A 21,882-nucleotide genomic window follows, 5' to 3' on the forward strand; every position below is an offset into this window, starting at 1 on the left:
AGGCCATGCGAATAGCAAAACTCGAAGGAGGAAATAAGCAAATGAAACATCAACATTGGATACGTTCAGCCGCTTTAGCGGGGGTGATTGTTCTACTGACCACGGGATGTTCGATTTTGGGCAGCGGAAAGAAGAGTGACATCGATGCACCTCCGACAACGGGTGCAGAGGTAGACGCGAAAACGACTTCAGCTGCGGTTACAGTCGACATGACCGAAGATATTACATCCCAGATGACCGTTTATGTGAAAGATGCTAAAGGCTTTGTCACTCCGTTAAGTCTAGCATTACCTAAGACACTCTCCGTTGCTAAAACAACATTAGAGAACATGGTAGACGGCGGACCAGAAACGAGTCAGCTGCCTTCCGGGTTCCAAGCTCTACTACCTAAAGGGACTAAAGTCATTAGCTTAAATGTGAAAGCAGACAAAAGCGCCACGGTTGATTTCTCCAAGGAGTTCCTCAACTATGATGTGAAGGATGAGCGTAAGCTTCTCGAGGCCATTACGTGGAACTTAACGAACTTCCCTACGATTGATAAGGTTCAGCTGCGTGTGGACGGCAAGGATTTGAAAGAAATGCCGAAAGGAAAGACACCACTGGATGCGCCATTAGCTCGTTCTATGGGGATCAATTTGGAGAAAGCAGAGGATACTGAATTTGGTCAAGCCACACCGGTAACCCTCTACTTCTTAAATCAAAATGATCAAAATTACAAATATTATGTCCCTGTGACTCGCCTTATTAAGCGAACAGATGATGTTGCTAAGGCGGTTGTGGAGCAGTTGATTAAAGGGCCGGATCAGAAGAAGGGCCTTGGAGCTGTCTTGAATGCAACAACGATCGTGAATAGCATCAAGCCAGGCGAGGGACTCATCACGGTGGATTTCTCCAATAAGCTTCTAGGTGCTGATCAGAAAGCTTCTGCGGATGCGTTGCAATCTGTCATCTTGTCTTTAACAGAGAATACTACTTTTAAACAAGTGCAAATTAAAGTGGATGGCGCAGTGAAGATTACGTCCACGGATAATCAAAACTATAGTAAGCCTGTCCTTCGACCTACCCATATCAATCCTGCTTCTAAGCTCTAAAAGATCAGATGAACCCACGAACTGCTAGGTTACCCAACTGTTCACAAACAGGGGAGTAACCTAGTAGTTTTTCGATTTATTCCGTATTCATTTGCGGCAGGATGCTTTTCCTTGGTGAGTTTGTTACAATGGGCGTAAGGATCAGCGCATTAGATGGAGCAACAGGAGGAGAAAGACATTTATGAGAATTGGCGGAAGAACCGATCAAGAACTGCGACCTATGCAAATAACCCCTCATTATATAAAACACGCAGAAGGCTCGGTCCTCATTGAGGTAGGGGATACGAAAGTCATTTGTACAGCTACGATTGAAGAACGTGTTCCCCCTTTTATGAAAGGGCAAGGGAAAGGCTGGGTTACAGCAGAGTATTCCATGCTGCCGCGAGCAACGCAAGTTCGGAATCAACGTGAAGCGGCAAAAGGTAAGCTCGGTGGACGGACGATGGAAATCCAACGTCTCATTGGGCGGGCACTTCGTTCCGTTGTCAACTTGGAAGCGCTAGGCGAAAGATCCATAACATTGGACTGCGATGTGATTCAAGCTGATGGCGGCACAAGAACAGCGTCTATTACTGGCGCATTTGTTGCAATGGCTTTTGCCATGAACAAGCTTGCGAATGATAAACATTTAGGCAAGTTTCCAATAAACGATTTCCTTGCAGCAGTCAGCGTGGGTGTCATTGGTGATGCACCAAAGCTGGATCTTAATTATGAAGAGGATTCTAAAGCAAAGGTTGATATGAACGTCGTTATGACGGGGCAAGGTCAATTCGTTGAAGTCCAAGGAACGGGCGAGGATGCACCTTTTTCCCGTAAGGAGCTGGATGAATTATTGGCGTTAGCCGAAGCAGGTATTAACACCATGATTGAAGTGCAATCGGGTGTGCTAGGACCGATCGCTGATCGTATTCGAGGTGCTCAGCATGCGGCTACAAAGTAATTTTGTCGTCATCGCAACGCGTAACGAAGGCAAGGTGAAGGAGTTCGCGAAGCTTTTCGGAGCTAAAGGATATAAAGTTCGCAGCTTGGCGGATTACACGGATTTACCGGAAATCGTTGAGAGTGGTAAAACCTTTGCTGAAAATGCGCGGATCAAGGCACAGATTATCTCCGCGCATCTTCATGTACCTGTACTTGCTGATGATTCTGGATTATGCGTTACGGCATTAGGTGGTGATCCAGGTGTATTTTCGGCTCGCTACGCGGGGGAAGACGCAACGGATGCTGACAATAATGCACGGCTTATCCAAGTTTTACATGAGCTGAAGGATAAAAGTGAGCTGTCTGTTGGGGAAGGCCATCCCCCGTTACTAAGTGAGGCTTCCTTCGTTTGTGCGCTCACCTTGATTGATCCCGTGGCGAATGAAGTGATCGAAGCTGAGGATGTCTGCCAGGGGTACATTATTCATGAGGAACGAGGCGAGGGTGGCTTTGGTTACGATCCCTTGTTCTATATTCCATCCCTAGGCCGAACGATGGCAGAGCTGACAGTGGAAGAGAAGAATGAAATGAGCCACCGCGCCAAAGCTCTTCGCATGTTCTTAGATCAACTTCCGGATCAAACCAACTAATATAAGCAAAAAAGACCTGCAACCACATGAATTTGTGGACGCAGGTCTTTTCATTTTCTACCTAATCGATATCTTATATGTCCGCAGCCACATATCCACTTGAGCCAAATAAGCGAATAGCTGAGGACCCGTCATTAACTGACCGAACCACGGCAGATCGAAATCGTTCGACTCTGAGCTTGCGAGTGCGCGAATCTTTTTGACATCGATGAAAGGTAAGATAGGGGACGAAGGATCATCCAGAATTTCCAGTACCCATTTTCGTACAGCTGTTAAATAATTCGGGTTGTGTGTTTTGGGATATGGACTTTTTTTCCGTGTGAGCACATCTTCAGGTAATACGCCTCTTAATGCTTTACGCAAAATGCCTTTTTCCCGATCTCCCGAAGTCTTAATCTCCCAAGGAATGTTCCACACGTATTCAACAAGTCGGTGATCGCAAAACGGAACGCGGACCTCGAGGCCAACGGCCATGCTCATACGATCCTTACGATCCAGAAGAGTCGGCATGAAGCGCGTAATGTTCAAATAGGACATTTCTCGCATCCGGTTCTGTGCCTTCGTTTCACCAGCTAAGCGAGGTACCTCGCTTAAGGCTTGCTGATACCGGTTGCTTACGTACTCAACAGGTTTAATCCAATCGTTGAAGTCCGGCGCAAGCAGATCGACCCGATTTGCAAGCTTGAGTGACCAAGGGAACGTGTTCGCTTCGAGCGCTTCTTCATTGTGGAACCAAGGGTATCCACCGAATATTTCGTCGGCTGCTTCACCAGAGATGGCAACCGTGGCTTCCTTTTTAATTTCGCGGCAAAATAAATAAAGAGACCCATCGACATCGGCCATCCCAGGGGTATCACGAGCTATCACAGCGGCCTTCAAGGATTCTACGAGCTCAGGCGTATCAAATTCAATATAATGATGCTCGGTGCCCAAATGGTCGGTCATGCGCTTGATCCAAGGTGCATCCGAGTTGGGTTGGAAAATATTCGCCTTGAAATGCTTATCATTATCCTTGTAGTCAACGGAGAAGGTGTGGAGCGGCCCTTGCCCGCTTTCTTTGTAATGAGCGGCAGCGAGCGCGGTAAGTGCGCTAGAATCAAGACCGCCGGACAATAACGTACAAATGGGAACATCAGAGACTAACTGGCGCGCGGCGGTATCATTTAGCAAATGCTGTACCTGTGCGGCGGTAGCGGGAATATCGTCAGGATGCGGATGACTTTCCAGCTTCCAATACGTTCGAATAGATAATCCGTTGCGGTCGAAAATAGCAAACTGACCTGGCTTTAGCTCCGACATGTTGCGGTAAATCCCATGTCCAGGCGTCCGAGCCGGTCCAATTGCGAATATTTCTGCTAAGCCTTCAGCGCCAACCTCTGCTTTGAAATCAGGGTGAGCTAGAATCGCTTTCGGTTCAGAACCAAACAATAGCACACTATCCTGATGAGAATAAAAAAGCGGCTTTACGCCGAGTCTGTCTCGTACCAAGGTTAGTGATTGTTCTTGATCATTCCACGCCGCGAAGGCGAAAATACCGTTCAAGCGGTCAATGCAAGCTTTTCCCCATTCAATGAAAGCAACCAGCAGCACTTCGGTATCACAAGTCGTGCGAAAGTGATGACCGCGGAGCTCAAGCTCCTTTTTTAACTCTGGAGCATTATAGAGTTCGCCATTATATACGATGGTATACGTATAGTCGCCTTGTTTGCGGACCATTGGCTGAGCGCCGTTCTCAGGATCCATCACGCTAAGACGTCGATGTCCAAGGGCACAATGCTGTGAAATCCAGGTGCCTGAGGCATCGGGTCCACGCAGTTGGAGCGTTTCCGTCATATTTTCTAGAATGGACGGGTACCCGGTCAAGTCTTTCCGCCAATCTATCCAACCCGTTATTCCGCACATAGACGTTCCTTCCTTTCTTTTGGAGAGAGCATAATGATAAAGGGTATGCAAATGGAAGGTATTAAATGTCTGTCCAGAAAGCGGGAGAGCTGCAGGGTGTTTAAATTTTGAGCTACCGACACATGATAAAAGGGTAATGCCATTCTTTCTTCAGGAGGCGAGTGCTCATGGATAGTCATTTCATTAGCAAGCTGCATGAGAAGCAGAGGAAAGCCGAGAAGAATAAAAGGACACAAGGTGACGGTCATACAGGCAAGAATTTGCCTCATAAGATGCACTAACGTCGTTTGGCATGAGCAAAAGCCTGTAGGGATTGATCCCTACAGGCTCTTTGTTTTAGATAGGCTCGGAATCCGGGCATAAGCACTTCAAATCTAAGCGCTCCCTAGAATATCCAGCATATTCAGCACGGAAACCCTCCATACTAATGTAGCTTTCATTCTATGAGTAGAAGGAGTTGCTTACCATGGGCAAAAAGAAAAGTATGGACCAGAAAACCCAAAGTGCAGTCGATCACTCGAAGCAATCATCGCGTATTCAATCGAATCTGGATTCGACGGAGCCAGGTCACCATCAACCGAACAGGCCATCTGTGTAAAAGGAAKGTAATCGCAGCACCCTTGCAGAAGCAGCAGGGGTGCTTTTCTTATACATATCTTAAGAAGGGATAAGATCACTTCGGCTTGCTCTGAACAGTTTAGCGGCCTCAACCATCACGCGTAGAGCAGCGATAGTCTCTTCTTTTCCTCGTGTTTTCAAGCCACAATCCGGATTAATCCAGAATAGTTCAGGCTCTAGCACCTGAAGAGCACGCTCAATCATTTCTACCATTTCAGTTACGGATGGGACTCGCGGACTGTGAATGTCATAGACACCAAGCCCGATTCCTTGGTCATACGTATGCTCCTCGAAGCTATGGATCAGCTCACCGTGACTTCTCGAGGTTTCAATAGAGATAACGTCAGCGTCTAGAGCGCGGATGGCGTCAATAATATCATGGAACTCGCAATAACACATATGCGTATGAATTTGCGTCTCATCACCGACTGTTGCTGTGGACAAACGGAAGGCGAGTACAGCCCAGTCGAGATAAGCTTGCCAGTCTCTTTTTTTCAAAGGTAAACCTTCTCGCAACGCAGGCTCATCTACTTGGATCATCTCAATACCCGCTTTTTCAAGTGCTTCAACTTCTTCGCGCAGAGCTAGCGCGATTTGGTAAGCAACCTGTTCACGGGAAATATCACTTCTCACGAATGACCAGTTAAGAATCGTGATCGGACCTGTCAACATGCCCTTAACCGGTTTCTTAGTAAGCGATTGGGCGAACTTCGTCTCTTTGACCGTCATCTCTTGGACGAATTCCACATCGCCAAAAATAACTGGCGGTTTCACGCAGCGAGAACCATAGGACTGAACCCAGCCGTTCGAGGTAAAAGCAAAGCCATCCAGTTTTTCGCCGAAAAACTCAACCATATCCGTACGCTCGAATTCCCCGTGTACAAGCACATCTAGTCCAAGCTCTTCTTGCAGCTTAATCCATTCCGTAATCTGATCTTGAATGAACGACTCATATTGCTCAGGCTTCCATTCGCCGCTGCGCCAATTTTTACGAGCGTTACGGACCTCGGCCGTTTGTGGAAATGATCCAATCGTCGTAGTTGGCAGGAATGGAAGCTGCCATTTTGCTGCTTGAAGACCTCTGCGTGTTAAGAAGCTGCTATTTCTATCAGAGCGCTGTAGCCCGATATTCGCAATCGCTTGCTGGACTATAGCTTTATTCCGATAGGAGGAAGCATTAAGCTTCGCGATCGCCTTTTGGTTGATGTCTAATTCCAATTGAATGAAATCTTGGCCGTGTTGAACAGCTCTGGTCAAGATCGAAAGTTCAGTCAGCTTTTCTTCCGCAAATGCTAGAGCATCCCGCAATACAGGCTCAAGCTTACTTTCTTTACGAGTTGAAACAGGAACATGAAGCAGGCTGGATGAAGGCTGCAGCAGCATGCGCTCATAAGGAACGATTGCTTCAAGGTGAGCAAGGAAATCAAGCTGCTTGCTCAAATCCGTCTGCCAAATATTGCGTCCATCCACAATACCAACGCCAAGTACTTTATCCGCTGGGAACCCATGTGTCTGGAGATGACGCCAGTTCAACTCATATCCATGGATAAAATCAAATCCAATCCCATGAACGGGAAGCGAAATAAGATCCTGGTAATGATCAACGGCATCGAAATACGTTTGAATGATGATTTTTAGTGACGGCGCAGCTGCCTTTAGCGTCGCGTAGATATGCTTTATACGTCCTAAATCTGTTGAGCTTAAAGACTGCACGAGAATTGGCTCATCAATCTGTACCCATTCCACACCTTCCTCTGCCAGCTCCGTCAAAATACGTGAATAGAGCGGTAGAAACAACTCGATTAGGCCATCGATTTCTTCTGTTTTATACCCCTTAGCTAGCTTAAGGAAAGTGAAAAGGCCTAAAACCACAGGCTTGCCTTGAATACCCAGCTTTTGTTTAGCTTCCCTATAGGCCTCTAGCGGCTTGTTGATCGTAAGTGCAGGCTGTGCGTCCTGTAATTCAGGAACGATGTAATGATAATTGGTGTTGAACCATTTGGTCATTTCACAAGCTGTAGCCCCTTGGCTGCCGCGAGCCATCGCGTAGTAAGTGGCAAGTGGAACTTCGCCGCCTTCATAGGGGAAACGCTTAGGAACAAGTCCGAACATCGTGGATGTGTCCAGCACGTGATCATAAAGGCTGAAGTCACCGACAGGTATAAGGTCAATGCCTTTTTGCTGATGCAGGCGCAGGTTATTTAGACGGATGTCTTCGATTTGCTTTGTAAACTCGTGCTCGTCTAGCTTGCCGGCCCAAAAGGCCTCTAACGCTTTCTTCCACTCGCGGTTCTCGCCAATTCTTGGATATCCTAAATTACTGCTTATCAATGCACACATGGGGTAATCCTCCTCAATTTTTCTTGTTTACGAATCCCGGAAAATGAGAAAACCTCTATCGAGGCCGTTCATTGATGAGCGACCGCGTTTAGATGTAGGTTTTATCGCCAATAAGAAAGCAGTTTTCGAGAGCCGAAAACTTATACTTTCTTATGTGGTTAAAAAAAGGGCATCTCTAACCTTAATAAAAAAGGTTAAAGATACCCTGTGTATGTGTATACAGTGTTTACGATCTCTAACACCTCCCTATCTCCCGTAGGTAAAACAGTGCTGTCAGAATTAGGCAGGTCTCCTGGCTCCAGAATCCTCGTCAAACGCTCGCCTTCCCGATCTTTCGATCAGTGGCACCGGTGGCGTCGACTCCTCTGTTACAGTGGCGGGACCGCGTCGGTATTGCACCGAACTTCCCTTTTAAGCTCTCGTTTATTGGCTAAACAAGAGCACCTATTCCCACAATATGCAATTGATGAATACTATACATGAAATCTTTGAGTATGCAAAGACTTTGTTTTTATAGCACAAATCCGCTTTGTTTCAAGCGGATTTGTGTAGGGCGGGCGCCCTGCAGATGGAGTTAGTCGAATAAATCGACTAACTTCAGAATTCGTCCCTACCTTGGCGGCGTAGCCGCTTGATTTGCATGATTGAATACAAAAAAAGACCGCGATTTCTCGCGGTCTTTCCTCTTACTGCAACGTCCCAGGAGGGATTCGAACCCCCGACCGCACGCTTAGAAGGCGTGTGCTCTATCCAGCTGAGCTACTGAGACCCATGTCACTTCTTACCGCCTGGACATAATCCGTTTGGCGAAGCAAGAGTTATAATATCATATCGTTTTGTAGGAAGTCAACACTTCGTTTAATATTTATTTTTGCAATCATTTGGGCGATGGAGTAAACTGGCACAAGCGAGACCACGAACAGAGGTGATCCCTATGTCAGACCCTAATTTGGATAATGTCATTCTTTTTCCTAAAACAGTGCAGTTCTATGAAGACGAGCTAACGAAGCTGTTACGCTCCGAGCAATATAGAGAAGCACTAGAGATGCTTACTTTTCTTTTGCAATTTCCCAATGTCGATGCCGATAAGTCTGATCAATGGGAAGCCCTGCGCCACTGGTTGCTCACCATGTTTCCGGAAACGATGTTTCCATCAACAGAAACAGAAGAAGAGGATTCCGAGGAAGAATCCGCTTTATTGCGGCAATACATTCATGAGAAGGCAGCTTCGGATGATGGTGTATTTGTTCGCAAACTTCAAACGATGCTCCAAGAGGGTACGTTAGAAGATCAAGTTAGTGCCTTGGAGCAGCTTGCTTATATCGAACAACCTGAGGTGAGCCAGTACGTGAAAACCTGGCTTTGCGAAAGGGCAAGACACCCTCATCTTCAATTCAAAGCCCTTCAGACGCTAAAACAGATGGGGGAGCATGGTTATATCGAGTTTCCCAAAAATGGTAAAACCGTTCTCGTCGAAATCGAAGAGACGCCGCTAACAGCGGAGGATTTTCCATTACGAATTCGTGATATGATTCGCAGAGTCGGGGACATTAGTGAAATAAGCCAGCCTGACTTTGTCTACTTTGCTACCCAGACTTGGCAGGAGTTTCTTGCCTATGCATATGGAACTTCGATATACTCTGAGTTACTAAGGACAGAAGAAAGTGCGGTAGACGTGTGGGCCTCCGCGCTGCATGCGATTTTGCAAGACAAATTGTTTGGTACGGTTGATCGCGATGAGTTGTTAGAGACCTATGGAATTGTGGATGAGATGACGTTGCAATGGAAGAGGGCGCACAACGTGCTTACCGCATTTGTTAAGCAATTTAGCCCAGATCCTAGCTAAGAACAAAGCTCGCTTGAAATGAAAATGTTATATGGTATAATAGAATGGTTATAATGAGCTTAACGTGAAAAATATATTGTCATGATACATTTTTGGAGGGGAAGGCATAAAATGAAAGCAAGTTGGGAAAAAATAGAGAAGAACGTTGGCGTTCTTGAAGTTGAAGTTGGGGCAGAGCGCGTTGCAGATGCTTTGGATAAGGCATTTAAAAAGGTATCAGCGAAAGTGAATGTTCCAGGATTCCGTAAAGGGAAAGTGCCACGTTCAATCTTTGAAGCTAAATTTGGCGTTGAGAGCTTGTACCAAGATGCGATCGACATCATCTTACCAGAAGTTTACGTTGAAGCGATTGAAGAGGTTAAAATCGAGCCTGTTGATCGCCCTGAAGTAGACGTTGAGCAATTTGGTAAAGGTCAAGTTATGAAATTCAAAGCGAAAGTAACTGTGAAGCCTGAAGTAACGCTTGGCGATTACAAAGGAATCGAAGTAGAAGCAGTTAACGCTGTGGTTTCTGAAGATGAATTGAATGAAGAGCTTACACGTTTGCAACAACGTCACGCTGAATTGGTTGTTCTTGAAGAAGGACAAGCTGCTAACGGCGACGTAGTTATCATCGATTTCGAAGGATTCGTTGATGAAGTAGCATTCGAAGGCGGTAAAGCGGAGAAGTATTCCCTTGAGCTTGGATCCAACTCTTTCATCCCAGGTTTTGAAGAGCAACTCGTAGGTCTTGGTAAAGGCGAAGAGAAAGACGTTAACGTCAGCTTCCCTGAAAACTACCATTCCGAAGATCTGAAAGGCAAAGCTGCTGTGTTTAAAGTGAAACTTCACGACATCAAACGCAAAAACCTGCCTGAGCTTGATGATGAGTTCGCAAAAGACGTAAGTGAGTTCGATACACTTGTCGAGTACAAAGAAGAGCTTCAAAAACGTATGCAAGAGCGTAAAGCGAAAGATTCCGAAGCTGCTCTAGAAACAGCTGTTGTTGAGAAAGCTGCTGCTAACGCAGAAGTTGAAATTCCAGGTTCGATGATTGAATCTGAGCTTGATATCATGGTTAAAGAATTCGAAAGACGTCTTCGCTCCCAAGGCATGACGCTTGAGATCTACTACCAGTTCTCCGGTCAAAACGAGAGCGCGTTGAAAGAACAAATGAAAGAAGATGCTGACAAGCGTGTTCGTAACAACCTTGTTCTTGAAGCTATCGCAGCTGCAGAAAAAATCACAGTATCCGATGAAGAAGTTGACGTGGAACTTGAGAAATATGCAGCGTCATACCAAAAATCAACAGCTGAGCTTCGTGAGCTGTTCGCTTCAAACGGATCTCTTGAAGGTCTTAGCAACGATCTAGTTATCAGAAAAACGGTTGATTACTTGCTTCAAAATAGCAAGCATGTTTCCGCAGCCGTGTAAATAAGGTAAGTAAAGGCACGTACGCAAGCAACGTGCCTTTCTTTTACCCTAATTTACGTCTAAACTCCTTAGTACATACGTATTACCGCTTACATAGCTGATTTCAGAAAAATGACATTGTTGCCCAATCGTGTTAAACTGTAAATGAATCTCAAATGAGAGAACATGGCGATTGCCGCAAAAGGAGTTGGTACAATGAGTCTTATTCCTATGGTTGTAGAACAAGAGGCTCGTGGGGAGCGTTCCTACGATATCTACTCGCGTTTACTTAAGGACCGCATAATCTTCATCGGGACCGCTATTGATGACGATGTGGCTAATTTGGTCATTGCCCAGCTGCTCTTTTTATCCGCCCAGGACCCTGAAAAAGATATACACTTATATATCAACTCACCTGGTGGGTCTGTTACGGCTGGAATGGGTATCTTTGATACCATGCAGTTTATTAAACCGGATGTATCTACGATTTGTGTAGGTATGGCCGCAAGTATGGGTTCTTTGCTTTTGACGGCAGGAGCCAAAGGTAAGCGATACGCGCTGCCGAATGCAGAAGTAATGATTCACCAACCGCTCGGCGGTGTTAGAGGTCAAGCAACCGATATCAAAATCCATGCGGATTGGATTATCAAGACCAAGAATAAACTCAACCAGATTTACGTGGACCGAACGGGACAGCCGCTTGAAAAGATCGAAAGAGACACCGACCGAGATAACTTTATGAGCGCTGATGAAGCGAAGGCATATGGGTTAATCGACGAGGTTATCACTCGAAACGACTTGAAATAAAGGAGTGATCCCATGTTTAAATTTAACGATGAAAAAGGCCAACTCAAATGTTCCTTTTGTGGAAAATCCCAGGACCAAGTGCGCAAACTTGTTGCCGGACCGGGAGTTTACATTTGTGATGAATGCATAGAGCTTTGTACGGAGATTGTAGAAGAAGAATTAGGGCATGAAGAAGAGCTAGATCTGAAGGATGTTCCGAAACCAAAAGAAATTCGTAATATTTTGGATCAATACGTCATTGGTCAAGAACAAGCGAAGAAATCGTTGGCAGTTGCAGTATATAACCACTACAAACGGATCAATTCCCAGAACAAGCTTGAAGATGTTGAGCTTCAAAAAAGTAATATCGTGCTTTTAGGACCTACAGGTAGTGGTAAAACACTTCTTGCGCAAACTCTTGCGAAAATTTTAAATGTGCCTTTTGCTATTGCGGACGCAACTTCCTTAACAGAAGCTGGTTATGTGGGTGAAGATGTTGAGAACATCTTACTCAAACTTATCCAAGCTGCTGATTATGATGTTGAAAAAGCAGAGCGCGGCATCATCTATATTGATGAGATTGATAAAGTTGCACGTAAATCCGAGAATCCATCCATTACACGCGATGTTTCTGGTGAAGGTGTACAGCAAGCTCTTCTCAAAATTCTTGAAGGCACAGTAGCTTCCGTACCTCCTCAAGGTGGTCGTAAGCATCCGCATCAAGAATTCATTCAAATCGACACGACGAATATTCTGTTTATTTGTGGCGGAGCTTTTGATGGATTAGAGCAAATTATCAAACGTAGAATCGGTAAAAAAGTCATTGGCTTTAGCACAGATGGCATGAAAGTTGACTTGAAACCAGGTGAATACCTATCCATGGTCCTTCCAGAGGATCTATTGAGATTCGGATTGATTCCGGAATTCGTAGGTCGTTTGCCGGTCATTTCAACGCTAGAGCCGCTTGATGAAGCTGCCCTTGTGCGTATTCTTTCCGAGCCTAAGAACGCGCTTGTGAAGCAATACCAGAAGATGCTCGAGATGGATAACGTATCGCTTGAATTCGACGCAGAAGCACTTGATGCTATTGCCAAAGAAGCGATTAAACGGAATACTGGTGCTCGTGGTCTGAGAGCCATCATTGAAAGCATTATGCTTGATGTGATGTTTGAAGTTCCTTCAAGAACAGACGTAACTACTTGTGTCGTTTCCAAAGAAACGATCCAAAACAAGATCACGCCTGTTCTGACAACCAAAGAGGGTGCACAGTCATCCGGTAAGAAGAAGGAAGAAAGTGCTTAACATATAATTTAATAAAATAACAGGCAGCCTCCAATCCGATTTCCAATTCTGGGAATTGGAGCGGAGGATGTTTGGTGTCATGGGGAGAGAAACCAAAATGTTCCATAGAAGAGATACTAGAGCCGTGCGTGTAGGCGATCTAACGATCGGTGGCAGTAACGAAGTGATCATGCAGAGCATGTGCACAACGAAAACGGCTGATGTGAAAGCGACAGTAGCGGAAATTCTTCGCCTAGAAGAAGCAGGCTGCCAGCTAGTACGCGTGACCGTAAACAATAAAGAAGCCGCAGAAGCCATTAAGGAAATCAAGAAGCAAATTCATATTCCACTTGTCTCTGACATCCACTTTGATCATCGTTTGGCGCTTGCCGCGATTGAGAATGGGATTGACAAAGTACGTATTAATCCAGGTAATATTGGTCGCCGTGAGAAGGTCGAGGCGGTTGTTAAGGCATGTAAAGAGCGCGGAATTCCAATTCGTATTGGTGTTAACGCGGGCTCTCTTGAGAATCATCTTCTTGAAAAGTATGGGTATCCAACGCCTGAAGCTATGGTAGAAAGTGCCTTATTCCATATTAACATTTTGGAAGAACTCGATTTCCATGATATCATCGTATCCTTGAAGGCTTCTGATGTCCCTATGGCCATTGCTGCGTATTCACAGGCTGYGAAGGCGTTTAACTATCCGCTTCATCTTGGGATTACAGAAGCTGGGACGCTCTTTACAGGGGCTGTGAAAAGCGCTGCTGGGATAGGAACTCTGCTGAATATGGGTATCGGTAACACACTTCGTATTTCTTTGAGTGCTGACCCCGTAGAAGAGATCAAGGTCGCAAGAGAGCTACTTAAGACGTTTGGTTTGATTACGAACGCCGCGACGCTGGTTTCCTGCCCGACATGTGGTCGCTTGGATATTGATTTATTCTCAATTGCGAATGAAGTTGAGGATTACATTGCTAAAATCAAAGTGCCTATTAAGGTTTCAGTTTTGGGTTGTGCCGTGAATGGACCTGGTGAAGCGAGAGAAGCGGATATTGGTATCGCGGGAGCTCGCGGAGAAGGCATGTTGTTCCGTTATGGAGAGATGATTCGTAAAGTTCCTGAGGCAGAACTACTTACGGAGTTGAAAAAGGAAATTGATATTATTGTGGCTTCCTATGAACAGACTGGGGTCATTCCTGGACGCAAAGAGCACTAAGATAATACAACAAATACAAACCGTTAAAGAACTCAGCCTTGAGGTCTTTAACGGTTTTTTGTATGCCCATGTCTATACGCATATTTGAAGAGGAAGAGAAGCATAATGAGTAAAACTGGAAAGCATGGCTTAATTTACAGGAGGAGAAGAAGATGAAGTTTTTTCCAACATTTGCAGTATGTCGACAGGTGGCACTTACCTTTATTGCCGGGACTATCTTGATAATTAATCCAGGGTATTCAGGAGCAGAGCCCGGTTTGAACCTGCAGCAGCCCACAGGAGCCGTGACGAAGAAGGTAGCCATCGTCATTGATGACTTTGGTAATAATATGGAGGGTACAGCTGAAATGCTTAAGCTGCCCATTCCCTTCACAGTGGCTGTCATGCCCTTCCTGCCCTCAACCAAGCAGGATGCACAGCTAGCTCATGATAGAGGATTAGAGGTTATCCTGCACCTGCCAATGGAGCCTGTAAGAGGGAAGAAGAGTTGGTTGGGTCCAGGTGCAATAACAACAGACTTATCCAGCGAAGAAATTCATAAACGCATGGTAGCGGCGATTGAGGATGTTCCTTTTGCCATAGGTATTAATAATCATATGGGCTCCAAAGCGACAGCGGATGAAAGAGTAATGAAGATCCTTATAGAGATTTGCAAAGAACGAAATCTGATATTGCTGGATAGTCGGACAACGCCGAAGAGCTTAATTGGCAAAATTGCAGATTCACGTGGCGTACCGCATGCGGACAATCAGCTATTTTTCGATGATTTGTATACGTACAGTCATATTAATAAGCAAATGGTCAAGCTGAAGAAATTAATTCATGACAAAGATGAAGTGATTGCTATTGGACATGTCGGCCCTCCTGGGAAGAAGACGGCACATGTGATTAAAGAGGCAATTCCTAGTATTCAAAAGGAAGCCACCTTTGTCCCCATTTCACAAATGGTTAAATAAGCTACTTCGGATTGGTCATGCTAAAATATTGCTCGACCGCCTGTGTAATCGCTTTGGCAAGTTTGGATTGATGATGACTATCATTCAACAGTTTGCGATCCGACTTATTGGATAGGAATCCGAGTTCAACGATGACGGTAGGGCATTTTGTGTATTTGATTACATGATACTTTTTGCCAAGAACAGGGAGCCATTCCGTTCCATAGACTTTATTCAAAGAATCTTGTAGTAGACTTGCTAGCAAAATACTTTCAGATTGATTTTGATAAATAACAAGTGGACCTCGTGTACCCGATTTTTTGGACCAATTAATATGCAGGCTAAGCATCATACTCGGCTTGATGGTGTTGGCTAGTCCAGAACGTTGCGCCAGATCTTTGCGGTGTCTCCCCCCGTAGGACCACTTGTTATCATCACTCAAAGCATAATCCTCGGTTCGATTTATGATAACCCGATAGCCTCTTTTTTGAAGAGACTTATATGTTTTCTTGGCGATGGCAAGGTTCATATCTTTTTCTTCATATTTGCCAACCATGGTTCCGCTATCGATTCCGCCATGTCCGACATCTAGAATCACATCTGCAGAAGGAAGCAAGGGATCGTTAGCTGACGCAGCTGCTATTGTTTGTGAGTTTGGCACACAAAGAATTAGTGTAAGTACGATAATCAATAGGTTTTGCTTCAAATCTCGCCACATCCTTTTTGCAAGAATATCTACCCTTATCCTTCTTCCGCAAGGAGGCTATCATACGTGATGCAAAAGTTTGCATGGATTGGATTAACCTTCTTTTACACGGGAATAATGGAAATTAACAAATGCAGATAGGTTAGAGATACATGTACATAATCGAAGATGGCGCGAAGATGGCGTATTTAAGGAGGTTCAACACATGAGTTTAAGCATCATTCTAATGGTTATTCAAGTGTTTTTTGCGGTTGTAATCGGGTTGTATTTCTGGAATTTGCTGCGAAATCAACAGACGAACAAGTCTGCAGTGGATAGAGAGTCTAGGAAAGAATTAGAAAAACTACGCAAATTGAGATCCATTTCATTAACCAAACCTTTATCGGAGAAAACAAGACCTTCTAATATGCAGGATATCGTTGGCCAAATTGAAGGTTTGAAGGCGCTGAAGGCGGCACTTTGTGGTCCGAATCCTCAACATGTGCTTATTTACGGCCCACCAGGAGTTGGCAAAACTGCAGCAGCTCGCGTCATTTTAGAAGAAGCTAAGAAAAATCATGAGTCTCCTTTCAGACCCGATTCCAAGTTTACAGAAATTGATGCTACGACAGCTCGATTTGATGAGCGAGGTATTGCCGATCCGTTGATTGGCTCCGTGCATGATCCTATTTATCAAGGAGCCGGAGCCATGGGCGTTGCCGGCATTCCTCAGCCTAAACCGGGAGCTGTAACTAAGGCGCATGGTGGAATCTTGTTCATCGATGAAATTGGTGAATTGCACGCAACGCAAATGAACAAATTATTAAAGGTGCTCGAAGACCGTAAGGTGTTCTTGGAGAGCGCGTATTACAGCTCTGAGGATGCAAATATTCCAGGATATATCCACGATATATTTCAGAACGGACTACCGGCTGATTTCCGTTTAGTTGGAGCGACGACTCGCACACCAAGCGAGATTCCTCCGGCAATTCGTTCGCGCTGCTTAGAAATTTTCTTCCGACCGCTTCTGCCGGGTGAGGTAGGAGAAATTGCACGGAAAGCTCTTGATAAAATTGGTTTCAAAAAATGTGAAGATGCCGTAAATGTTGTGACCAAATATGCAACGAATGGTCGCGAGGCTGTGAATGTAATTCAATTGGCCGCGGGTATCGCTTTAACAGATAAGCGGGATGAGATAACTGCTGCAGACATTGAATGGGTTGTAAATTCATCCCAAATCCCGCCTAGACCAGAGCGCAAAGTGCCTGCTCAACCGCAAATTGGCTTCGTTAATGGCTTGGCTGTCTACGGCCCTAATTTGGGCACACTATTGGAGATTGAAGTTACTGCTATTCCCATTGCTGTTGCTGGAACAGGGAAATTCAATATTACGGGTGTTGTTGATGAGGAAGAAATGGGCGGAGGTTCCCGGACGATTCGTCGTAAAAGCATGGCCCGAGGTTCTGTGGAAAATGTGTTGACTGTTCTTCGTAAGTTGGGTTTTAATACGTCAGATTATGATCTGCATATTAATTTTCCTGGCGGTGTGCCGATCGACGGACCATCCGCAGGTATATCGATGGCGACGGCGATTGCCTCTGCCATACATAAAATACCTGTAGACAACAAGCTGGCGATGACTGGTGAAATGAGCATACATGGGAAAGTGAAGCCTGTTGGCGGAGTTGTGGCTAAGGTAGAGGCGGCTTTCCAAGCTGGTGCAACCCGAGTTATTATTCCAAAGGAGAATTGGCAAGCGCTGTTTGTAGATTTACCAGGTGTTGAAGTTGTCGCGGCAGATACGATTGAGGAAGTGCTTGCAGCAGCACTAGGCATTGAGCTTCATGATAATGTGATACCATTACCTTTCTCTATGGAAAGAACCATTCCGGCTACTACTTTACCCATTCTACATGCGAATTCGCAGCATACAATTGACTCTTAAAGGGAGACTTTTTGTTATCTAACATTTCACGTTAGCTCTCAATTGGTGTTTTGTTTAGAGTTTTGTTAAAATGTAAAGGGCAACGCAGGGAGAAAATCCCACATAGACAAGGAGACACTTTGAACACTAGTTCAAGTATCCCTATTATTTGGAGGTGCAGAGGATGGGGCCTGGAAAAATGAAGGTGCGCAGATTGCCGTTATTGCCTCTTAGGGGACTGCTGGTCTATCCGAGCATGGTTCTACACCTGGATGTAGGGCGAGAAAAATCGGTTAAAGCACTCGAGCGGGCAATGGTGGATGACAGCATGATTCTCCTCTGCTCTCAATCAGAGATCAACATAGAAGAACCAACGAAAGAGGATATTTATCGCATTGGAACCATTGCTAAAGTGCGGCAAATGCTCAAGTTACCGAATGGTACGATTCGCGTTCTAGTAGAAGGCGTATTACGTGCAGAAATCGTTGAATATTTGACGAATGACGAGTATTACGAAGTCACGGTAAAAGAATTACCGGAGCAAGAAATTTCGGATCCTGAAATCGATGCTTTGATGAGAAGCGTGCTAAGTCAATTTGAGCATTATATCAATTTATCCAAAAAAGTAACGCCAGAAACGCTGGCCGCGGTATCAGATATCGATGAGCCTGGTCGCTTGGCTGATGTGATTTGTAGTCATTTATCGCTTAAAATCAAAGATAAACAAGATATTCTTGAGACCGTTGATGTACGTGAACGGCTCGAGAAAATGCTTAATATTTTGAACAATGAGCGAGAAGTACTTGAACTCGAACGCAAGATTAGTCAGCGTGTGAAGAAGCAAATGGAGAAAACACAGAAGGAATATTATCTCCGTGAGCAGATGAAGGCGATTCAGAAGGAGCTCGGGGATAAAGAAGGCCGTGCTGGCGAGGTTGATGAGCTACGTAATCAGCTTACCGAAGCAGAGCTTCCAGATAAAGTGCGCGAGAAGGTTGAGAAAGAGATTGATCGACTGGAGAAAATGCCTGCAACCTCTGCAGAGGGCGGCATTATCCGCAATTACATCGATTGGTTGTTGGGGTTACCTTGGCACAAGCAGACGGATGACGATTTGGACCTAGATAAAGCAGAAGAAATTCTAAATGAGGATCATTTTGGTCTCGAGAAGCCGAAAGAAAGGGTGCTGGAGTACTTAGCTGTTCAGAAGCTGGTTAAGAAGCTTAAGGGCCCAATCTTATGTCTAGTAGGTCCTCCTGGGGTAGGTAAAACCTCGATTGCACGTTCCATAGCTAGATCCATGGGAAGACAATTCATACGTATCTCTCTTGGCGGCGTAAGAGATGAAGCTGAAATTCGCGGTCATCGTCGTACTTACGTCGGCGCTATGCCTGGTAGAATCATTCAAGGAATGAAGAATGCAGGTGCGAATAATCCCGTTTTCTTGTTAGACGAAATTGACAAGATGGCAATGGATTTCCGCGGAGATCCTGCGTCAGCCCTGCTTGAGGTTCTGGATCCCGAACAAAATAGCACTTTTAGTGATCATTTCATTGAAGTACCCTTTGATTTATCCAATGTGATGTTTGTGACCACGGCCAATGCTGTGCATAATATTCCTCGTCCTCTGTTAGATCGGATGGAGGTTCTATATATTCCAGGTTATACGGAGATTGAGAAGCTCCAAATTGCCAAGAAGTATTTACTTCCTAAACAGAAACGTGACCATGGTCTGGAAGAAGAGCAGCTTGTCGTTGATGAGGCCGCTTTGATGAAGATCGTGCGCGAATATACGCGAGAAGCAGGCGTGCGTAATCTAGAGCAGCAAGTTGCAGGTATGAATCGTAAAGCAGCTAAAAAGATTGTATCTGACCCTGAAACGCCTGTTCATGTAACAGAAGAAAACCTGACCGACTATTTAGGTCCCGTCAAGTATAAATATAATGTTGCTGAAGAGAAGGATCAGATAGGTGCAGTCACCGGTCTTGCTTGGACAGAAGTAGGTGGAGATACACTTGTCATCGAGGTATCTGTCTTGCCTGGCACTGGTAAGTTAACCTTAACTGGTAAGCTAGGGGATGTTATGAAGGAATCGGCTCAAGCGGCTTTCAGTTATACACGTTCGCGAGCTGAGGTCCTTGGTATAGCATCTGATTTCCATGAGAAAAATGATGTGCATATTCACATTCCTGAAGGAGCAATTCCGAAGGATGGTCCATCAGCCGGTATTACGATGGCAACCGCGTTAATTTCTGCTTTGACCAACATCCCAGTCTCTCGCTTAGTCGCGATGACGGGTGAGATCACGCTTCGCGGCCGCGTACTACCAATCGGGGGCTTGAAGGAAAAGGCACTAGCCGCGCATCGCGCCGGTATTCGTACGATCCTTCTTCCACAGGACAATGAGAAAGACATCATTGAAATTCCAGAAAGTGTCCGCACGGAGATGACCTTCATCCCCGTCAGCCATATGGATCAAGTGCTGGAACATGCACTTATCAAAAATAAGCCGACGGTTAACGTCGGATCGACTTAGAAAGTAGTTGAACATTCATGAAAGTCAATCAAGCTGAGTTTATCATCAGTGCGGTTGGACCTAGCCAATATCCAGAGGATGCCTTGCCAGAGATAGCGCTGGCAGGGCGTTCTAATGTCGGGAAATCGTCACTCATTAACTGTTTGATTTCTCGTAAAAATTTAGCTAGAACCAGTTCACAACCGGGCAAAACGCAAACTCTTAACTATTATAAAATTAATCAGGACTTATATTTCGTTGATCTTCCTGGATATGGCTACGCGAAGGTATCCAAAACCAAGCGTGAGCAATGGGGCAAATTCATTGAAAGCTATTTATTGAATCGTGAGCCTCTGCGCCTTGTGATGCAGTTAGTCGATCTCAGACATCCGCCATCCAAAGATGATCAAGCGATGTACGAATGGCTTCGCCACATGGATGTACCTGTGCTTGTTGTTGCAACCAAAGCGGACAAGATCCCCAAAAGCAGATGGCCAAAGCACTTAAAAATTGTGCGTGAAACATTAGGGATGGATAAAGGKGTTCAGCCGCTTATGTTCTCTTCCGAGCTCGGGCTTGGCAAAGATGAACTGTGGGGAATTCTAGAGCAAGCGATAGCTTATGGCGAGCCGGTGCCTCAAACCGACGAAGAACAAACAGTCGCTGTAACCGATCCGCAACCGTCCTAGTCATAGGGCGGTTTTTTTTGCGTAAATGTGCGAATAGCTTTAAAAGATAGAGGAAATCAAAAAGAAGCATACGGGAAAGCGAGGTAAACTGGGGGAAATTTGATGGCATTCCAGTTTATCAAGCTTTTTTCAGAATATTTGGCTGATTATCATGAATTGCGGGCAGGAATATTCGCGGGTCATGTAGTATAATAATAAACAAGGTAATAGTTAATGGCTTGAAAACAAAGAATCGAGGGATTTTTATGGCACAAAGGTTAGCGACTGAATATGTCAAAACCTGCCTCCAGTTAACAGAAGCCGATATGTTGAAGTTTTTTCAAATGTTTGTGGATCATCAAGTGACCCTGCAAGTCAAAGTTTTGGAAAACGGAAATCAAGAGGTTGTTTTTCAAGATGGCGAAGGTCAAGAAATCGTCCTTTCATTTGAAAAGAAATCGGGCCTATATGAATGCACAGGATCCTGCAGATTAAGTAATACCTTATTAGCGAATTTAATGCGAAAAGCAGTATCGGAATTCAAAGGCAGCGCAAAGGTCAACCGGATTTACCCAAGCTATACAATGGTTTATTATTATGAACGCGGAACAGTTGTGAAGATCGAGGAAATCAAAGGTCAACTATTAACGATTGTTTATGAACACAAAGATACCATTGGTCTCATGCAGATGATGTTCCAGAAGCGAGAAGTTGAGCAAGAAATTGAAATGATCTACGATCAAATCAATCATCTTCTTGATATGCGCAACATGCTGCAGGCAAAGAATGAACTCGAAGAAATCGACATTCGCCTCAATGAACTTACACATCGTTTGTTCGTTTTGGAGGCATAATCACCCATACATGAAAAAATTAATGGAGACCCATTTTTGGGTCTCTTTTTGTTTTGACGCACACGCGATGGCTTAACGACATAATTTAGATATGGCGTCAGTGTGACAGATGACGTTGTGGCAAAAAAAAGTATTGCATTTATCGTCGATAGATGTTATTTTTATTCTCGTTGAAACAATATAGGAACCAGGATTCACTCAGGACATTGAATGTTGCGAGAGATTATACCCTCGGGAAGTGAATGACGTAGGTCC

General features: G+C 44.9%; 18 protein-coding genes, 1 tRNA gene and 1 riboswitch. Of the genes, 15 read left to right on the plus strand and 4 right to left on the minus strand.

Going from position 1 to position 21,882, the window contains the following annotated elements:
• The first annotated feature begins 41 nt into the window (after positions 1 to 41).
• From AC1DVJ_RS14470 to rdgB, 3 genes are all read left to right on the plus strand, one after another.
• A complete protein-coding gene (locus tag AC1DVJ_RS14470) occupies positions 42 to 1,091 on the plus strand; it encodes a GerMN domain-containing protein (RefSeq protein WP_477591780.1) in 1,050 nt (349 codons plus the stop codon).
• Positions 1,092 to 1,272: 181 nt separating this feature from the next.
• Positions 1,273 to 2,031 (plus strand): ribonuclease PH, encoded by a 759-nt coding sequence (gene rph / locus AC1DVJ_RS14475; RefSeq protein WP_477591782.1) that lies wholly within the window; start codon positions 1,273 to 1,275, stop codon positions 2,029 to 2,031.
• Positions 2,015 to 2,662, plus strand: coding sequence for an RdgB/HAM1 family non-canonical purine NTP pyrophosphatase (rdgB, locus tag AC1DVJ_RS14480; RefSeq protein ID WP_477591784.1), 648 nt, complete (start codon positions 2,015 to 2,017; stop codon positions 2,660 to 2,662). The genes rph and rdgB overlap by 17 nt, the downstream gene beginning before the upstream one ends.
• Before the next feature lie 57 nt (positions 2,663 to 2,719).
• Here the strand turns inward: rdgB and asnB are convergent, their stop codons facing one another.
• Positions 2,720 to 4,564: an asparagine synthase (glutamine-hydrolyzing) gene (gene asnB / locus AC1DVJ_RS14485; protein WP_477591786.1), complete on the minus strand. Its 1,845-nt coding sequence runs from the start codon at positions 4,562 to 4,564 to the stop codon at positions 2,720 to 2,722.
• A 167-nt stretch (positions 4,565 to 4,731) separates the two neighbouring features.
• On the opposite strand from asnB, the gene AC1DVJ_RS14490 reads away from it, so the two are divergent.
• Positions 4,732 to 4,845 (plus strand): DUF4023 family protein, encoded by a 114-nt coding sequence (locus tag AC1DVJ_RS14490; RefSeq protein ID WP_082595252.1) that lies wholly within the window; start codon positions 4,732 to 4,734, stop codon positions 4,843 to 4,845.
• A 185-nt stretch (positions 4,846 to 5,030) separates the two neighbouring features.
• Positions 5,031 to 5,162 carry a hypothetical protein gene (locus AC1DVJ_RS14495; protein WP_477591788.1) on the plus strand — a complete coding sequence of 44 codons (132 nt, stop codon included), beginning with the start codon at positions 5,031 to 5,033 and terminating at the stop codon, positions 5,160 to 5,162.
• Between the two features lie 59 nt (positions 5,163 to 5,221).
• Here the strand turns inward: AC1DVJ_RS14495 and metE are convergent, their stop codons facing one another.
• Positions 5,222 to 7,522: a 5-methyltetrahydropteroyltriglutamate--homocysteine S-methyltransferase gene (gene metE, locus AC1DVJ_RS14500; RefSeq protein WP_477591790.1), complete on the minus strand. Its 2,301-nt coding sequence runs from the start codon at positions 7,520 to 7,522 to the stop codon at positions 5,222 to 5,224.
• A 264-nt stretch (positions 7,523 to 7,786) separates the two neighbouring features.
• A riboswitch (cobalamin riboswitch) is annotated at positions 7,787 to 7,985 on the minus strand.
• A gap of 232 nt (positions 7,986 to 8,217) precedes the next feature.
• Positions 8,218 to 8,291: transfer RNA gene (locus AC1DVJ_RS14505), tRNA-Arg, on the minus strand.
• A gap of 165 nt (positions 8,292 to 8,456) precedes the next feature.
• Between AC1DVJ_RS14505 and AC1DVJ_RS14510 the strand changes: the two genes are divergently transcribed.
• From AC1DVJ_RS14510 to AC1DVJ_RS14535, 6 genes are all read left to right on the plus strand, one after another.
• A complete protein-coding gene (locus AC1DVJ_RS14510; protein WP_477591792.1) occupies positions 8,457 to 9,368 on the plus strand; it encodes a VHS/ENTH/ANTH domain-containing protein in 912 nt (303 codons plus the stop codon).
• Between the two features lie 111 nt (positions 9,369 to 9,479).
• The gene (tig, locus tag AC1DVJ_RS14515; protein ID WP_477591794.1) at positions 9,480 to 10,781 is read left to right on the plus strand and encodes a trigger factor; all 1,302 of its coding nucleotides are present in this window, start codon (positions 9,480 to 9,482) and stop codon (positions 10,779 to 10,781) included.
• Positions 10,782 to 10,976: 195 nt separating this feature from the next.
• The gene (gene clpP / locus AC1DVJ_RS14520; RefSeq protein WP_028556985.1) at positions 10,977 to 11,567 is read left to right on the plus strand and encodes an ATP-dependent Clp endopeptidase proteolytic subunit ClpP; all 591 of its coding nucleotides are present in this window, start codon (positions 10,977 to 10,979) and stop codon (positions 11,565 to 11,567) included.
• A 12-nt stretch (positions 11,568 to 11,579) separates the two neighbouring features.
• Positions 11,580 to 12,848 carry an ATP-dependent protease ATP-binding subunit ClpX gene (gene clpX / locus AC1DVJ_RS14525; RefSeq protein WP_477591796.1) on the plus strand — a complete coding sequence of 423 codons (1,269 nt, stop codon included), beginning with the start codon at positions 11,580 to 11,582 and terminating at the stop codon, positions 12,846 to 12,848.
• Between the two features lie 97 nt (positions 12,849 to 12,945).
• Positions 12,946 to 14,046, plus strand: coding sequence for a flavodoxin-dependent (E)-4-hydroxy-3-methylbut-2-enyl-diphosphate synthase (gene ispG, locus AC1DVJ_RS14530; RefSeq protein ID WP_477591798.1), 1,101 nt, complete (start codon positions 12,946 to 12,948; stop codon positions 14,044 to 14,046).
• 152 nt (positions 14,047 to 14,198) lie between these two features.
• Positions 14,199 to 15,002, plus strand: coding sequence for a divergent polysaccharide deacetylase family protein (locus tag AC1DVJ_RS14535; protein ID WP_477591800.1), 804 nt, complete (start codon positions 14,199 to 14,201; stop codon positions 15,000 to 15,002).
• A 1-nt stretch (position 15,003) separates the two neighbouring features.
• Here the strand turns inward: AC1DVJ_RS14535 and AC1DVJ_RS14540 are convergent, their stop codons facing one another.
• Complete coding sequence (locus AC1DVJ_RS14540; protein ID WP_477591802.1) at positions 15,004 to 15,687, minus strand: N-acetylmuramoyl-L-alanine amidase family protein; 684 nt, start codon at positions 15,685 to 15,687, stop codon at positions 15,004 to 15,006.
• Between the two features lie 205 nt (positions 15,688 to 15,892).
• Here AC1DVJ_RS14540 and lonB point away from each other — a divergent pair, with 205 nt between their 5' ends.
• The 4 genes from lonB (at position 15,893) to AC1DVJ_RS14560 (ending at position 21,627) form a co-directional block, all read left to right on the plus strand.
• Entirely contained in the window at positions 15,893 to 17,611 is a 1,719-nt protein-coding gene (lonB, locus tag AC1DVJ_RS14545; RefSeq protein WP_477591804.1) for an ATP-dependent protease LonB, read from the plus strand.
• Positions 17,612 to 17,774: 163 nt separating this feature from the next.
• Positions 17,775 to 20,126: an endopeptidase La gene (gene lon, locus AC1DVJ_RS14550; RefSeq protein WP_477591806.1), complete on the plus strand. Its 2,352-nt coding sequence runs from the start codon at positions 17,775 to 17,777 to the stop codon at positions 20,124 to 20,126.
• Positions 20,127 to 20,143: 17 nt separating this feature from the next.
• Positions 20,144 to 20,794: a ribosome biogenesis GTP-binding protein YihA/YsxC gene (gene yihA, locus AC1DVJ_RS14555; RefSeq protein ID WP_477591808.1), complete on the plus strand. Its 651-nt coding sequence runs from the start codon at positions 20,144 to 20,146 to the stop codon at positions 20,792 to 20,794.
• 245 nt (positions 20,795 to 21,039) lie between these two features.
• Positions 21,040 to 21,627, plus strand: a complete 588-nt coding sequence (locus AC1DVJ_RS14560) for a non-ribosomal peptide synthetase module (RefSeq protein ID WP_477591810.1) — start codon at positions 21,040 to 21,042, stop codon at positions 21,625 to 21,627.
• The last annotated feature ends 255 nt before the right edge of the window (positions 21,628 to 21,882 follow it).

It is taken from the genome of Paenibacillus sp. P4_A9 (genome assembly GCF_056402415.1).